General features: G+C 66.9%; 12 protein-coding genes. 4 read left to right on the forward strand and 8 right to left on the reverse strand.

Translation table 11 applies throughout. The features are described from left to right. Nucleotides 1-103: 103 nt before the first annotated feature. Entirely contained in the window at nucleotides 104-1,333 is a 1,230-nt protein-coding gene (locus tag IEY60_RS16015; protein ID WP_189028777.1) for a PucR family transcriptional regulator, read from the forward strand. Nucleotides 1,334-1,363: 30 nt separating this feature from the next. On the opposite strand, the gene IEY60_RS16020 is transcribed toward IEY60_RS16015, so the two are convergent. Together IEY60_RS16020 and IEY60_RS16025 are read right to left on the reverse strand one after the other, a co-directional pair. Then, a complete protein-coding gene (locus tag IEY60_RS16020) occupies nucleotides 1,364-2,512 on the reverse strand; it encodes an LLM class flavin-dependent oxidoreductase (protein WP_189029452.1) in 1,149 nt (382 codons plus the stop codon). Nucleotides 2,513-2,965: 453 nt separating this feature from the next. Next, a complete protein-coding gene (locus tag IEY60_RS16025; protein WP_189028779.1) occupies nucleotides 2,966-3,517 on the reverse strand; it encodes a hypothetical protein in 552 nt (183 codons plus the stop codon). A gap of 348 nt (nucleotides 3,518-3,865) precedes the next feature. Here IEY60_RS16025 and IEY60_RS16030 point away from each other — a divergent pair, with 348 nt between their 5' ends. Both IEY60_RS16030 and IEY60_RS16035 read left to right on the forward strand, forming a co-directional pair. Then, on the forward strand, nucleotides 3,866-4,357 hold the full coding sequence (locus IEY60_RS16030) for a hypothetical protein (protein ID WP_189028781.1): 492 nt from the start codon (nucleotides 3,866-3,868) through the stop codon (nucleotides 4,355-4,357). Nucleotides 4,358-4,407: 50 nt separating this feature from the next. Continuing rightward, complete coding sequence (locus IEY60_RS16035) at nucleotides 4,408-5,856, forward strand: MFS transporter (protein WP_189028783.1); 1,449 nt, start codon at nucleotides 4,408-4,410, stop codon at nucleotides 5,854-5,856. Here the strand turns inward: IEY60_RS16035 and IEY60_RS16040 are convergent. Together IEY60_RS16040 and IEY60_RS16045 are read right to left on the reverse strand one after the other, a co-directional pair. Further along, entirely contained in the window at nucleotides 5,794-7,587 is a 1,794-nt protein-coding gene (locus IEY60_RS16040) for an AMP-dependent synthetase/ligase (RefSeq protein ID WP_189028785.1), read from the reverse strand. The two genes, IEY60_RS16035 and IEY60_RS16040, sit on opposite strands and share 63 nt — an antisense overlap. Nucleotides 7,588-7,623: 36 nt before the next feature. After that, complete coding sequence (locus IEY60_RS16045; protein WP_229739874.1) at nucleotides 7,624-8,931, reverse strand: YhgE/Pip domain-containing protein; 1,308 nt, start codon at nucleotides 8,929-8,931, stop codon at nucleotides 7,624-7,626. Nucleotides 8,932-9,008: 77 nt separating this feature from the next. Here IEY60_RS16045 and IEY60_RS16050 point away from each other — a divergent pair, with 77 nt between their 5' ends. Beyond that, the gene (locus IEY60_RS16050) at nucleotides 9,009-9,599 is read left to right on the forward strand and encodes a TetR/AcrR family transcriptional regulator (protein WP_189028787.1); all 591 of its coding nucleotides are present in this window, start codon (nucleotides 9,009-9,011) and stop codon (nucleotides 9,597-9,599) included. 9 nt (nucleotides 9,600-9,608) lie between these two features. On the opposite strand, the gene IEY60_RS16055 is transcribed toward IEY60_RS16050, so the two are convergent. The 4 genes from IEY60_RS16055 to IEY60_RS16070 form a co-directional block, all read right to left on the reverse strand. Next, on the reverse strand, nucleotides 9,609-11,192 hold the full coding sequence (locus tag IEY60_RS16055) for an ABC transporter permease (RefSeq protein ID WP_189028789.1): 1,584 nt from the start codon (nucleotides 11,190-11,192) through the stop codon (nucleotides 9,609-9,611). Then, nucleotides 11,189-12,100, reverse strand: coding sequence for an ABC transporter ATP-binding protein (locus IEY60_RS16060; protein WP_189028791.1), 912 nt, complete (start codon nucleotides 12,098-12,100; stop codon nucleotides 11,189-11,191). Before IEY60_RS16060 ends, IEY60_RS16055 begins: the two co-directional genes overlap by 4 nt. Before the next feature lie 114 nt (nucleotides 12,101-12,214). Continuing rightward, nucleotides 12,215-12,499 carry a GlsB/YeaQ/YmgE family stress response membrane protein gene (locus IEY60_RS16065; RefSeq protein ID WP_189028794.1) on the reverse strand — a complete coding sequence of 95 codons (285 nt, stop codon included), beginning with the start codon at nucleotides 12,497-12,499 and terminating at the stop codon, nucleotides 12,215-12,217. A gap of 145 nt (nucleotides 12,500-12,644) precedes the next feature. Beyond that, nucleotides 12,645-13,445, reverse strand: a complete 801-nt coding sequence (locus tag IEY60_RS16070) for a carbonic anhydrase (protein WP_189028796.1) — start codon at nucleotides 13,443-13,445, stop codon at nucleotides 12,645-12,647. Between the last annotated feature and the right edge of the window lie 150 nt (nucleotides 13,446-13,595).

Here is a 13,595-nt window from a genome sequence, read left to right on the forward strand (position 1 = left end):
ACAATCGGCGAGCGCACCGACGTCAAGCGCACTCTGCCGCCGAAATTTGTGCGCATGGCACAATGTCGCGGACAGTTTTTGTTCAACGGACGGAGCGCCACCCGTGGCGACATACGGATCACTGGTGTGGGTCGGACAGGCTCTTGGCCCGCTGACCGGGTCGATCACCGACGACCTCATCCGGGTGACCGAGCAGATGATCCCGGTCACCGACATCGCCTTCGACCTCGCCGAGATGCGCGCCGCCAGCATCGCCGAGAACATCGCCCTCGTGCAGTACGTCCTGGCCAACAATATCGATCCGGCCACCGTCGCCCCACCCGCGGGCGCCGCGGCCTACGCCCAGCGCCTCGCCCGGCGCGGGGTACCGCTGACCGTGCTCCTGCGCGCCTACGGACTGGGACAGTATCGGCTGCTGGACACGGCCATCGGCCTGATCCTCGCCGTGCCGAGCGCCGACCAGGCCGCCCGGATCGCGCAGCTGCTCAAATTCGCGGGCACCTACCTCGACCGTCTCAACTCCTCGATGGGCCGGATCTACGAGGCCGAACGCGATCGCTGGCTCAGCAGCCGCCAAGCAGCCCGCCAGCAGTGGATCACCAGGCTCCTCGACGGCGACGACGTCGACCTGCCTGCGGCCGAAGCAGCGCTGGGCTACCGCCTCGACCGGCAGCACCTCGCGGCCGAGGTATGGACGCTGCCCGGCGCCGCCGGCGCGGACACCGTGCGTGTACTCGAGCAGACACGGCAGCTGATCGCCGCGGCCATCCCCGGCGGCGGCGCCGAGATGGTCGCATCCACCGGCGACCGCGACATGCGGGTGTGGGTCCCGGCCGAAGACTTCTCGCTCGACCGCCTCACCGACCAGATCAAAGCCTCCGGCCTGCCGGTGCGTGTCGCGTTCGGATCCGTCGGCGGGGGAGTACCGGGATTCCGGCGCACGGCCCGCAGCGCGGCGCGGGCGAAGGCGCTGGCCGTGGCCGCCGGGCAGTCCGCACCCCCCGTCATCGATTTCGACGCGGTCGCCCCCTTCGCGCTCCTGGCCGACGAGCCGGAGGAACTCGCCGATCTCGTCCACCGGGTCCTCGGACCGCTGGCAGCCGACAACGCGAAGACCGAACTGCTGCGCCACACCCTGGAAGTGTTCCTCGCCGAAAGCGGCAGCTACTCCCGCACCGCCCGGGTACTCCAAGTACACCGCAACACCGTCCAATACCGGATCCAGCAACTCACCGGCCGGTACGGAATCGCCGTGGACACAGACAACTTCGAGCTGCGCTTCGCCCTCGGGGTGTGCCGCTGGTACCGGCACGTGCTCACCCCACCGATCTGAGTCCGCGCGGTTTGTGCCCGCCGCACAGACTCACAGTCGACGAAGTCCGCGCAAAACCCGCAGGAAGGGAACCGACGCACCCAGACCTGTCCGCAAGCTCGGATGCATGGGACTCAAATTCATGGCCACCGCGTACCGCACACCGTGATCACGGCGCTCGGCCATCTGCTCCAGAATCTCGTCGGGAGTGCCGACGACGAAGACCTCGCGGAGCAGCGACGGCGGCACCAGCTTCGCGTAGGCGAGCGCGGTTTCTTCGTCGATGGTCTGGGGGAGTAGGTCCTGGAGACCACTGAACGTCGGGCCGAGTGGATGCTCCACGCCGTGCCGCTTCCACATACCGGCCGGCGCGGCCAGAGACATCGCCCGCGGCACCACAGCCCCCATCAACTCGTCGACTTCGGCAGGACTACGGCCGACCAGCATCCAGAAGTAGGCAGCCGGAAGGACCGCCGACGGGTCACGCCCGGCATCCGACGCGGCGCTCCGCACAAGATCGAGCTTCTCCGCGTATTCCGTCGGCAGCTGCGGAAACGCGGGGAACCAGGCGTCGCCGTACTGTCCGGTGGCCCGCAACATCCGCGGCCCGTGCGCACCGATCCAGATCTCGGGCCGGGTGCCTTTGTACGGCGGAACGTCGAAGACGGCATCATGAAGAGGGAAGTACTCCGAGTCCCGGCTGACCGGTTCTCCGTCGGAATCCCACAGAAACCTGATCGTGGCCACCGCTTCCACGAACCGCGCCACCGGCTTCGACCAGTCCACCCCGTACGGCTCGTTTCCCTCACGCTCACCCGGCCCGATCCCGAGAATCGCGCGGCCACGACTCAACAGGTGCAGTGACGCCGCCGCCTGCGCGGTCACCGCCGGATTCCGGCGTCCGGCGTCGGTCACCGCAACACCGAGCCGCTTACGAGCGACCCGATTCCGAGCAGCGAGGTAGCCGAGCACCGTCCACGGCTCGTAGAAGGCGTTCGCCTTGTCCGCGAGCCGCGCACCGCCGACATACTTCGACTGCCAGATCGAATCAGGAAAGGCCGCGATCAGATGATCCGGCATCCACAGCGAGTCGCAACCCGCGGCAATCGCGAGCATCTGACTATTCCGCAACAAGAAGTCGGGGAGGAAGCGCGGCACCATTCCAGGGTCCGCCAAACCTGTACGAAACCCATGAGTCATCCATTCATTGTGCGACGAAGTCGACCTGCTGGGGTAGAGGCATATCCGACCGTGACTTAACATAATGTGCATTATCGGCGTTTGAACGCGGGTGGTCGGGTGAGGTTTTTCGGATGTTTTGGCAGTGCGTGCTGTGTTGCATTGCGTGCCAGTCGCTGTCGCGTCACCGCCGGAGCGTCCGCTGACCATGTTGCGTGCGCGACCGTTGCGTTGTTCGCCGACGCTTCGGCATGCGCTGGTGAATTCAGCGAATCTCGACTCCAGGTCAATTGATGACCATTCACGATGAATGTTCCGTATCGGCTGATTTCAGCCCGGAATGTACACGAATTGCCGGATCCGGAGGATCGGAAACATGAGTTCGACACTCCCCCTCCACTTCCCCAGTCCCGTTAATTCGTCACTGTGACGAATTAACGGGACTGGGGAAACAGCTCAGGAGTAGATGGATTCCTAGTTGTGGATCAGTGCATCGCCGAATATGTGCGCAACGGCTACGAGATCGTCGGCGACGCCTCGGAGGGTCTTCGCTGCCATACCGGTGCGGAGGATGCTTGCGCGCAGCAGCAGCCCGTCGGGCGAGGAATCGGCGAGGATGTCACGGATTGCAGCCAGCCCGGCGGAACAGCCGCTGGCGTTGGTGGCATGGCACAGCGCGGTCAAGGACTGCAGGTGTTCGGTCAACAGCATCGCGCCGACCGCGCCTGCCCATCGGTTGCGCTGCCCGACCACTGCCTGGCGCTCGACCGTGGGCGTCGGCACTCGTGCGCACCCTTCGAGCTCGGCGACTACCCTTCTGCCGACGGTTTCGACCGAGGCGATCGATGCGTCCGCGGCCACGAGATAGTGGTCGAACTCGGCACGTGCTGTCGGATCCTTGCCGATCACACCCTCGACCAGGGCGTCGAGGCAACGCATCGACGCGGTCAATCGGTCGGCGACAGTGACGCACTGGCTGACCACTCCAAGTGCGTGCTGGTGCACACGGTGGGGACGATTCTGCATCTCAGCATTGAATCATGTTGCCGCACAATCGATTACGAAACGGCGACACCGCGGGATCCGGCGGCCCGGATCGCGTTACATGAGAGTTTGCTGAGACTTCGCGGAGAGGATGGTGTGCGTCATCACATCGCTGCTAGTTTGCTACTGGCGAGTACCGAGGGTCTCGCGGAAGGACAGCGGTGTCCGTCCATACCTAGGAGAAAGCTCATTCTTCACAGGCGTGTGCTTCGACTCAGGCGTGCCTGCTTCAGGAGATCGTGGTGTATGTCGATAGATGTGTGAATCTCGCACCTCGAACATCGAGGGTGGCCAGGTAATGCCGAACCAACTCGCCAGGTGAATCGGACGATGGTGCAGAGTTCCGGTTCGCGTGTGCCTCCGCAGTACGGTCCGTTTCTGTCACCGCAGGATCTGCTGCGCGCGATCAGTGGATCCGCCGAGTGCAATTGCCCGCTGAGTCAGTGGGCGGGCAAGCTCGGATCGTTGTATCGAGCGTGGCTCGGTGACCCGTCCGCCGCCACGATTCGCCATCAAGTCGCTGGGGTTGTCCACGAGATCGATGCGTGGATCGGCGCGCAGCTTCCACGGCCGCGGGCCGGGACGCCCCGGGGAACCGATTCGGTAGGCGGGGTGATCGCGCGGGTCGCCGAAGCCTCGGCCTGCGCCCATTGGGCCCTGCACCACATGGAGGATGCCGTCCAGCGCCACCGAGCCTGGGATCACCTCGCGGAGATGCGCGAGGGCTACGAGGATCTGGTGGTGCTGGCAATGAGTGGCTTGATCAGATTGCCCAAGTCCTGGCCCGGAATCAGCTGGCTGGCCGGCGCGACGGCGAAGTAGCGCGCGAGACGCTTGACCTCGAGCAAAGTTGCGGTCGTAGCATCACCGCCATGACGGGTACGGCGACGGCCATCAGCGGCACCTGGCGGGAGCTGTTGGGCCCGAAGTACCTCGCGGCGTCGACAGTGCTGGCCGGTGGCGTGGGACTGTACGCCACCAACGAATTTCTGACGATCAGCCTCCTGCCGAGCACCGTGGCCGAAATCGGCGGCCAGCGCCTCTACGCCTGGGTAACCACCGTGTACCTGGTCGCATCCGTCATTGCCTCCACCACGGTGAGCGCGACCCTGGCCCGTGTGGGGGCGCGCTGGTCGTATCTGGTGGGACTGACCGCGTTCGGTCTCGGTACCTCGATGTGTGCGGTGGCACCGACGATGGAGTTCCTGTTGGCGGGACGGACCGTCCAGGGCGCGGCAGGCGGCCTGATCGCGGGCCTGGGCTACTCGGTGATCAACTCGGCTCTTCCGCAGACCTTGTGGACGAAAGCCTCAGCGCTCGTCTCGGCGATGTGGGGAGTCGGCACGCTGCTGGGCCCAGCGGCCGGCGGTTTGTTCGCGCAAACCAGTTCGTGGCGCTGGGCTTTCGGCGCGCTGCTGATACTGACCGGAATCATCGCAGCGCTGGTGCCGTTCGCGCTGCCCGCACGCTCGAACGAGGTACCGCGGAAACCGGAGCGGATTCCGGTGTGGTCGCTTCTGCTGCTCGCATCAGCAGCGCTGGCGATCAGCGGCGCCGCACTCCCCCGTGATGTCGGCTGGACGGTGGCGCTGCTGGTCGTCGGGGCAGGCTTTGTCGGTGCGTTCATCGCCGTCGATCGCCGGGCGACGGCAGCCGTGTTGCCACCTACCGCATTTCGGCCCGGCCCACTGAAGTGGGTCTACCTGACGCTCGGCATGCTCATGGCGGCCACCATGGTCGACATGTATGTGCCCTACTTCGGTCAGCGGCTCGCGCATCTCGCGCCGGTGGCGGCGGGCTTCCTCGGAGTGGCGCTGGCCATCGGGTGGACGATGAGTGAAATCGTCAGTGCGTCGATGACAGGCCCGCGAGCGATCATGCGGATCGTCGCCATCGCACCACTGGTCATGGCGGTCGGCTTGATGTCGGCGGCGGTCAGCCAGGTCGACAACGCCTCAGCAGGGGTCGTAGCCGGCTGGGTGCTGGCACTGCTGCTCACTGGTGCCGGCATCGGCATGGCGTGGCCGCACCTGCCGGCGTGGGCGATGGGCGGTGTCGATGACCCCGGCGAAGGTGGCCGGGCCGCCGCGGCGATCAACACCGTTCAACTGGTCTGTGGCGCCTTCGGCGCGGGCTTGGCCGGCGTGGTGGTGAACGCGACCGATGCCGGCGGAGCAACACCGGCACGATGGTTGTTCGCGACGTTCGCGGTACTGGCTGCGCTCGGCATGGTCGCGTCCACCAGGAGCGGCCGTCGGTCAGACGTAGATCTTGTCCACGTCGGCGGCGTACTTCTTCATGACCGCCGCCCGCTTGAGTGACATCTTCGGGGTCAGTTCGCCTGTCGCCTCGGACCAGTCCGCGGACAGGATGCGGATCTTCTTGATGGCCTCGGCGCGGGAGACGAGTGTGTTGGTGTCGGCGACCGCGGCGTCGATCTCCGCGACGAGGTCGGGGTTCTCGACGAGTTTCTCGAGCGGGGTGTCGGCGGGCAGGTTGTGGAGTTGCTTCCATCCGGGGAGGGCCTCGGGGTCGAGGGTGATCAGGGCGCCGATGAAGGGGCGGCCGTCGCCGACCACCATCGCCTGGCCGATCAGGGGGTGCGCGCGCAGCGAGTCCTCGAGCAAGCCGGGTGAGACGTTCTTGCCGCCCGCGGTGACGAGGATTTCCTTCTTGCGGCCGGTGATGGTGAGGTAGCCGTCGCGGTCGATGGCGCCGAGGTCGCCGGTGCGGAACCAGCCGTCGGTGAAGGCGTCCGCGGTGGCGTCGGGGTTTCCCCAGTACTGGTGGAACACGACGGGGCCGCGGAGCAGGAGTTCGCCGTCGTCGGCGATGGTGATGCTGTGGCCTTCGGTCGGGCGTCCCACGGTGCCGACCCGGGTGTTCTTCGGGGTGTTCACGGTGATCGCGGCCGTGGTCTCGGTGAGACCGTAGCCCTCGTAGATGGGGATGCCGACGCCGCGGAAGAAGTGGCCCAGGCGTGCGCCGAGTGGTCCGCCACCGGACACCGCTGCCTCGCATTGTCCGCCGAGGGCCTGGCGCAGTTGGCGGTAGACGAGCTTGTCGAACAGGGTGTGTTCGATTGTGCGCAGGAGTCCGGGGCCCCCGTTGTCGAGTGACTCGCTCCAGGCGATGGCGGTCTCGGTGGCCCGGTCGAAGATCCTGCCTTTGCCTGCGGCGTGTGCCTTCTGTTTCGCGCCGTTGAAGACCTTTTCGAACACGCGCGGCACGGCGAGGATGAAGTTCGGGCGGAAGGCGCCGAACTGGTCGACGAGCGTGGACCAGTCGGAGCTGAACGCGACGACCACCTTGGCATCGAGTGCGGCCAGCGTGACCGCGCGGGCGAAGACATGCGCGAGCGGCAGGAACATCAGGGTTTTGTTGCCGTCGGTGACGAACTCCTCCAGGGCGATGCGGTCGGACTTCGACTCGGCGTAGAGGTTCGCGTGCGAGAGCAGCACGCCCTTGGGTCGGCCGGTGGTGCCGGAGGTGTAGATCAGGGTCGCGGGCGCGGTGGCGTCGACCTGTGCGCGACGCGTGTGGACGGCGTGATCGTCCAGATGGGCGCCGCGGGCGGTGAGTTCGGCGATGACGTCCTTGTCGATCTGCAGGATTTCGCGTAGCTCGGGTAGCGCGTCGGTGTCGATCTCGTCGATGACTCTGCGGTGTTTGTCGCTGTCGACCACCAGCAGCTGTGTCGCGGAATCTTGCAGGATCCACTTGGCTTGCTCGGCGGCGGAGCTGTCGTAGATGGCGACGGTGCAGCCACCGGCGGCCCAGATGGCGTGGTCGAGCACGACCCACTCGTAGCGGGTGGGGGCCATGATGGCGATGCGGTCGCCGAGTTCGATGCCCGAGGCGAGGAGGCCTTTGGCCACCGCGGTGACGGTCTTCGCGAACTCGGCGGCGGTGATGTCGGCGAGATCGCCGCCGCCGGTCGCGACGTTGAACAGCACCGTGCCGGGCGAGTGCTCCGCGTGCCGGAACACGCTGTCGGAGTTGTTCGCGTGTTCCGGAACGGTGTAGGAAGCGGGGGCTTCGAACTCTCGCATGAGTGCCCTTCCTGGGGTGATCGGTCGGTGCTGCCGCTACTGCGCGGTGGCCGGTTCCTGGCTGTGGTCGAGGCCGAGGCGATGCAGGCCGCGCAGGTCGTAGGTGTGGGTGGCGACAGCGCCGAGGACAAGTCCGATCGCCAGGCCGATGAGCGTCATCCAGAGGCCCTGACTCATGCCCGCTTCGAGGTGGCCGTCGAAGAACAGGATCGCGCGCACGGCGAGATAGATCTGGTGCATGGGTTCGAAGGCGGCCAGGTCGGCGATCCAGCGGGGCGTGGCCTCGAGCGGGATGGTGCCCGAGGACGACGGGATGCCGAGCACGACGAACACGATGAGGTTGATCATCAGGCCCGCGGTGCCGAAGGCGGCCATGACCGACAGGCCGGTGACGGCGATGGCGGTGATGGCCAGGGTGCCGTAGAAGAACAGCAGCAGCGGTCGCTCGATCGACATGTCGAGCAGGGCGCCGACGCCGAGGAACACGGCGGAGGCCAAGGGTGCGCTGATCGCGGCGATCCCCCACTTGATGAGCAGGGTGCGCCAGCGGCTGATCCGGGCCGGGGTGGTCGCCTTGTGCCATGGGCCGTATTCGGCGGGGATGAATCCGAGGGAGCCGTCGACGAGGGAGTTGATCATCATCGCGCCGCTGAACCCGACGATCAGCAGGACGAGGGTGTAGAAGAAGGCGGCCAGGCCCTGGCCGGTGCCTTCGGGCAGCGGGTGGTACGGGGTGACGACGACGTCGATGGGCTTGGTGAGCTGCAGTTGTGCCGCACCGCTGAGTGGGGTGGCGCCGATCGCGCCGTGTACCTGCTGGGAGAGCTGGGTGCCGACGGTGGTATTGACCTGGGTCATGGCCTGGTCGGCGATGGTGTGCATGATCTGGGCGGCGAGGGTGCCTGCGCGGGGGTTGGTCAGCACGGAGATGATCGGCTGTTCGACGTCGCCGGGGACGATCGAGGAGGCGCCGAGGATGGCGACGCGTTTGGTGAAGTCGCCGGGGATGACGATGGCGCCGTAGACCTCGCCGTTCTGCAGTTGGCGCTGGGCTTCGTTGATGCCGACGGTGCGCAGGTCGATCTTGTCGGCGGGGATGTTCTCGTTGAGTGCGGTGGTGATCTGTTCGCCGAGGTTGGCGGGTTTGCCGGCGAGGGTGTCGCCGACGTCCTGGTTGACGACGGCGATCGGGAAGTCGTGCAGGTGCTTCTCGGGGTCGGCGGTGTAGCCGAGGTACATGGTTCCCAGGAGCGCGGCCAGCACGGTGACCAGCGTGATCGGCGCCAACCACTCGCGGATCGGCATGCTGCTCTGCGGGCGCGTCGGCGCGGTGTTGTCAGTCATGGCAACGTCAATGTAGTCACCGACTACAAAGTAGTCAATGCAAACATTCGCCGTGTGTCGGATATCCTGCTAGCACCATGTCCCTGCACTCGCGCTACCACCACGGAGACCTCCGCGCCGCGTTGCTGCAGCACGCCGAGTCGGCGCTGCGCACAGTCGGCGCGGACGGCCTGTCGCTGCGTCAGCTGGCACGCGACACCGGTGTCAGCCACGCGGCCCCCAGCAGGCACTTCCGCGACAAGCAGGCACTGCTCGACGCCCTGGCCGTCACCGGGCTGGAACGGCTCGGCGCGTGCTTCGAACAGGCAGTGACAGACGGGCCGATCACGGCGCGCCTGCAGACCGTCGCCCGCGCCTACCTGCGCTTCGCGGTCGACAATCCCGAGCTGCTCCCCCTGATGTTCGCGCGCAGGCACAGCTCGACCGACTCCGAGATCCAGGACGCCGCCGACCGTGCCTTCGCCGTGCCGATCGCGCTGATCGCCGAAGGTCAAGCCGCCGGCGAGATCGTCCCCGGCGACCCGAAACGTCTCGGTGTGACCGCTTTGGCGGCCCTGCAGGGCTTGGCGACGTTCGTCGGTTCGGGCTACACCGCCGACTACGACTCCGAGGAACTGCTCGACGATCTGGTCAGGCACCTGACCCTGGGGCTACTCCCCCGCCCCTGAGCGCCGCTGTCAGTTGGCCACCACATCCCTGCGCCGGAATCCGTACGCGCCCGCGACGCACAGGGCGAGCGCTACCAGGGTGGTGATCAGCACCGGCGCCGGCGCGAATGCCACCGCGGGGACCAGGGGGATGTTGTCGAACGGTGAGATGCTCATCAGCCAGCTCGGGAACCTCAGCGTCGCGCCGAACATCAACACCACGAAGCAGAAACCAAGGGCGATCCACGCACCCGAGGTGGCCGCGGGCAGGAATCCGAAGAGCGCCATCGTGATTCCGCCGAGCACCCACACCGCGGGCAGATAGGTCACCGATGCCCCGAGCAGGGGCAGCAGCTCGGACATGTCACCGGTGATCACGCCGTACATCAGTCCCATGCCGAGTCCACCCAGCGCGAGCACCACCGCCGAACCCGCGAGCATGATGACGGTGTGCCCAGCCAGCCAGCGCAGCCGGGGCAGGCTCGTCGACAGCAGTGGTTCGATGCGCCCGGCAGCCTCTTCCGAGCGCGGACGCAGACCTGCGGAGATCGTGTACCCGGAACCGATCAATGCCAGCAAGCCCGCCGACATGGCGTAGAAGGCATCGACCAGGCTGCCCATCTCCTGGCCGAGCAGTTCGCCCAGGTCGACGTCACCGAGCAGATCGCCCACATCGTCGCCGATCGAGCCGAATGCCAGACCCGCGAGCAGCATGCCGATCGACCAGCCGATCAGGGAACCGCGCTGCAGGCGCCAGGCCAGCCCGAACGCGCTGCGCATGGCGCTGCCCGCGCGGGCGGGGCCGGGTCGTGGCGGTAGTACACCGGCACCGAAGTCGCGGTGATCGAGCACTTGCCGCGCGGCCGCGGTCACCGCGACAGCGACGGCCGGCGACAACAGCACCGGCCACCAGGTCTCCCCGTCGTAGGGTCGCATCGCCTGGCCCCAGCCCAGCGGCGACAGCCACGACAGCACCCCGTTACCCACATCGCCGACCGCGCGCAGGACATAGGAAACCGCGATCGCCGCACCGGTGATGCCGTAGACAGCGCGGGTGCTTTCGGTGAGCTGGGCGGCCAGCAGCGCGATCGCCATGAACACCAGGCCCGCGCAGGTCGCGCCGACGCCGAGGGCGATGGATCCGGCGGTGGGCAGTCCGTAGGAGAGCAGGCTCAGTGCGATCGCGGCCCCGTAGAGCAGGTTGGCCAGGACGGTGAGCACGGCCGCGGCGGTGAAGGCGGCGTGCCTGCCGACGACGCCGGAACGAATGAGTTCGTCGCGGCCGGTTTCCTCGTTGGAGCGGGTGTGGCGGCCGATGAGGAACATGCTCATCAGTCCGGCCACGATCATGCCGAAGGCCGCGGACTGGAAGGCGACCTGGCCGCCGATGGTGTCGAGTACGCGCGGCGGGCCTGCCATGGCCACCATGGCGGCATTGCCCGCCATGCTGGCGGCGACCCGATCGAGGTCGGCCTGGGTCGGGTAGGCGATGTCGACGCCGACGGCTTGGGAGTAGTAGAGGAAGGTTCCGCCGAGGATCCAGCAGACCAGCGCGATCCGTTCGCGGCGCAGGAAGAAGCGGACGAGGGTGGTGGTGCCGGTCAGCGTTGTCATGATTCCGGTACCCCGGAGGCGGCGAGTTCGTCGCCGTAGTGGCGCAGGAACAGTTCCTCGAGGGTGGGTGGTCGGCTGGTCAGTGTGCGGATGCCGAAGCCGGTGAGATGGCTGATGGCCGGGTCGAGGTCGACGGTGTCGACCTGGAATCGGGCCCGGTTGCCTTCGACGACGAGATCGTGCACGCCCGGCAGGGCGTCGAGGCCGGTCGGTGGGCGGGTCGTCTCGCAGCTGATCGAGGTCCGGGTGAGGTGGCGCAGGTCGGCGAGGGTGCCGGATTCGATGGCTTTTCCGTGGCGGATGATGGTCACCCGGTCACACAGTGCCTCGACCTGGGCGAGGATGTGGCTCGACAGCAGGACGGTGCGGCCTTGCTCCTTGACCTCGTCGATGCATTCCTGGAAGACCGCTTCCATGAGCGGGTCGAGCCCGGAGGTCGGTTCGTCGAGCATGAGCAGTTCGACATCGGAGGACAGTGCCGCTACCAGCGCCACCTTCTGCCGGTTGCCCTTGGAGTAGGTGCGGCCCTTCTTCGTCGGGTCCAGGTCGAATCGTTCGAGCAGTTCGGCGCGGCGTTTCTCGTCGAGGCCGCCGCGCAGGGTTCCCAACAGGTCGATGACCTCGCCGCCGCTGAGGTTGGGCCACAGGTTCACATCACCGGGGACGTAGGCCAGGCGCCGGTGCAGCTCGGCGGTCTGCGCCCACGGGTCGCCCCCGAGCAGGGTGGCGGTGCCGCTGTCGGCGCGCAGGAGTCCGAGCAGTACCCGGATGGTGGTCGATTTGCCCGCTCCGTTGGGTCCGAGGAAGCCGTGTACCTCGCCGGTGGCGACCTGGAGGTCGAGCCCGTCCAGTGCGCGCGTTCGTCCGAACGTTTTGACCAGGTTCGAGATCTCGATTGCCGCAGCCATCCTGCCAGGGTAGTTCTCGCGGAGTGGGGGCTGCGGCGGATTGCGGTGCGTGCCTTGGCCTGCAGACGAAGCGCACCCCCGGAGCCCGGGGGTGCGCGGTTGCGTCGGTGTGGTTCAGGCTACCGGCGGGTGTTTGCGGGCGCCGACCGATTCCGCGGCGAACAGCAACACGACCGCGGCGACGACCGCGAGCAGGAAGCCCCAGAAGTTGAGTTCGGTGATCGATCCGACACCGATGAGGCTGGCGATGACCCCGGCGATGAGCGCGGCGGCCATGCCGATCACCAACGTCATGCCCATGCTGATGTTTTCTTTGCCTGGCTTGAGCAGGCGTGCCAACACGCCGACCACGGCACCGATGATCAAGAACCCGCAGACCTGAACAATCGCATTGAACATCGCTGGAACCTCCTGTGCTGGCGAACCCGATTCCGATCGATCATTTCCCTCCGTCGGGCGTCGGTGCCAGCCCGGGCGGCTTCGTGTGGCCCAACCGTGTCCACACCGACGCCGCATCACAACATCGCGCGCAGGGTGGTGTCCGCTAGTTGGTTCCGGCGAGGATGACCGGACGGCCGTAGCGGGGTTGCGTGGGTCTGTTGCTGTGCGGGAACAGGGCGCGATACCGGTCGACATCGGCTGTCGCGACGGGACTGGGATTGCGCAGCACGATCCATTCGACGCCCTCGGTACACGGCGGTGTGGTCAGTGAACCTTGGTACCGGAACTGCGCGAGGTTGCCGGGAAGGAATGTGCGCGGGTCGATATTGCTCAGTGTGCGGGTGGCGCCGACGCGGTCCGGGGATGCGGTGAGGACCTGACTCAGCGGGACCGACGCGTCCTGGGCGTGCAGCTGGACCGCGAGGACGGCCAGTCGGCCGGTCTGGTCGGTGTGCACGAGATGGAGTTCCATGGCGGTCTCGGCGCCGTCGACGGTGTGTTCGCTGGGCAGGTGGAAGTGGTACTGGGCCAAGGCGAACGGGGTGCCGTCGACGATGATCCGGTTGCCGGAGTCGGCGGGCACGGTGGCCTGGATGGTGTGGCCGTTGTTGGTCAGGGTGGCCGCGGGGATCGGCCGGTAGGCGATCTCGATGTGGCCTGCGGGGTGTGACTCGACGGCGTCGGACAGGTCGATCGGCGACTGGGCGTGGCCATTTCGGCAGGTCGCGTACTGCTTGTCGAGATCGGCCCAGTGATCGGGGCCTTCGGCGTCGTAGTCCCAATGCGGGGTGGCCGGATCGGAGCCGCCGCAGCCGGCGACTGCCAGTAGTGCCAGGGCAGCGAGCGCGCCGCGGCGGGTGATCACGGATCGAACGGGACTGGGGGCATTGTGACGAACCGACACCGTGCAGCTCCTTGCCAGGATTCTGCCGTCGGCCCGGATGGCTGATGTCTCCCGGGACGGCAGTGCGCGCACGTCGAAATCAGCCAATCGCCAACAGGACTGGACATGTCCGATTTGCACCGAATATCTTTCTAGTGCAATCTATTTCGC

Origin of the sequence: Nocardia rhizosphaerihabitans, from assembly GCF_014646295.1 — a bacterium.
In the GTDB taxonomy this organism is placed as follows: domain Bacteria; phylum Actinomycetota; class Actinomycetes; order Mycobacteriales; family Mycobacteriaceae; genus Nocardia; species Nocardia rhizosphaerihabitans.

What these genes read in the sequence shown, in the direction of transcription:
- IEY60_RS16030 (WP_189028781.1), top strand. Translation starts at nt 3,866, where the DNA reads ATGGTGCAGAGTTCCGGTTCGCGTGTGCCTCCGCAGTACGGTCCGTTT.
- IEY60_RS16040 (WP_189028785.1), bottom strand. Translation starts at nt 7,587, where the DNA reads ATGCGAGAGTTCGAAGCCCCCGCTTCCTACACCGTTCCGGAACACGCG.
- IEY60_RS16050 (WP_189028787.1), top strand. Translation starts at nt 9,009, where the DNA reads ATGTCCCTGCACTCGCGCTACCACCACGGAGACCTCCGCGCCGCGTTG.
- IEY60_RS16020 (WP_189029452.1), bottom strand. Translation starts at nt 2,512, where the DNA reads ATGACTCATGGGTTTCGTACAGGTTTGGCGGACCCTGGAATGGTGCCG.
- IEY60_RS16055 (WP_189028789.1), bottom strand. Translation starts at nt 11,192, where the DNA reads ATGACAACGCTGACCGGCACCACCACCCTCGTCCGCTTCTTCCTGCGC.
- IEY60_RS16065 (WP_189028794.1), bottom strand. Translation starts at nt 12,499, where the DNA reads ATGTTCAATGCGATTGTTCAGGTCTGCGGGTTCTTGATCATCGGTGCC.
- IEY60_RS16025 (WP_189028779.1), bottom strand. Translation starts at nt 3,517, where the DNA reads ATGCAGAATCGTCCCCACCGTGTGCACCAGCACGCACTTGGAGTGGTC.
- IEY60_RS16035 (WP_189028783.1), top strand. Translation starts at nt 4,408, where the DNA reads ATGACGGGTACGGCGACGGCCATCAGCGGCACCTGGCGGGAGCTGTTG.
- IEY60_RS16045 (WP_229739874.1), bottom strand. Translation starts at nt 8,931, where the DNA reads ATGACTGACAACACCGCGCCGACGCGCCCGCAGAGCAGCATGCCGATC.
- IEY60_RS16060 (WP_189028791.1), bottom strand. Translation starts at nt 12,100, where the DNA reads ATGGCTGCGGCAATCGAGATCTCGAACCTGGTCAAAACGTTCGGACGA.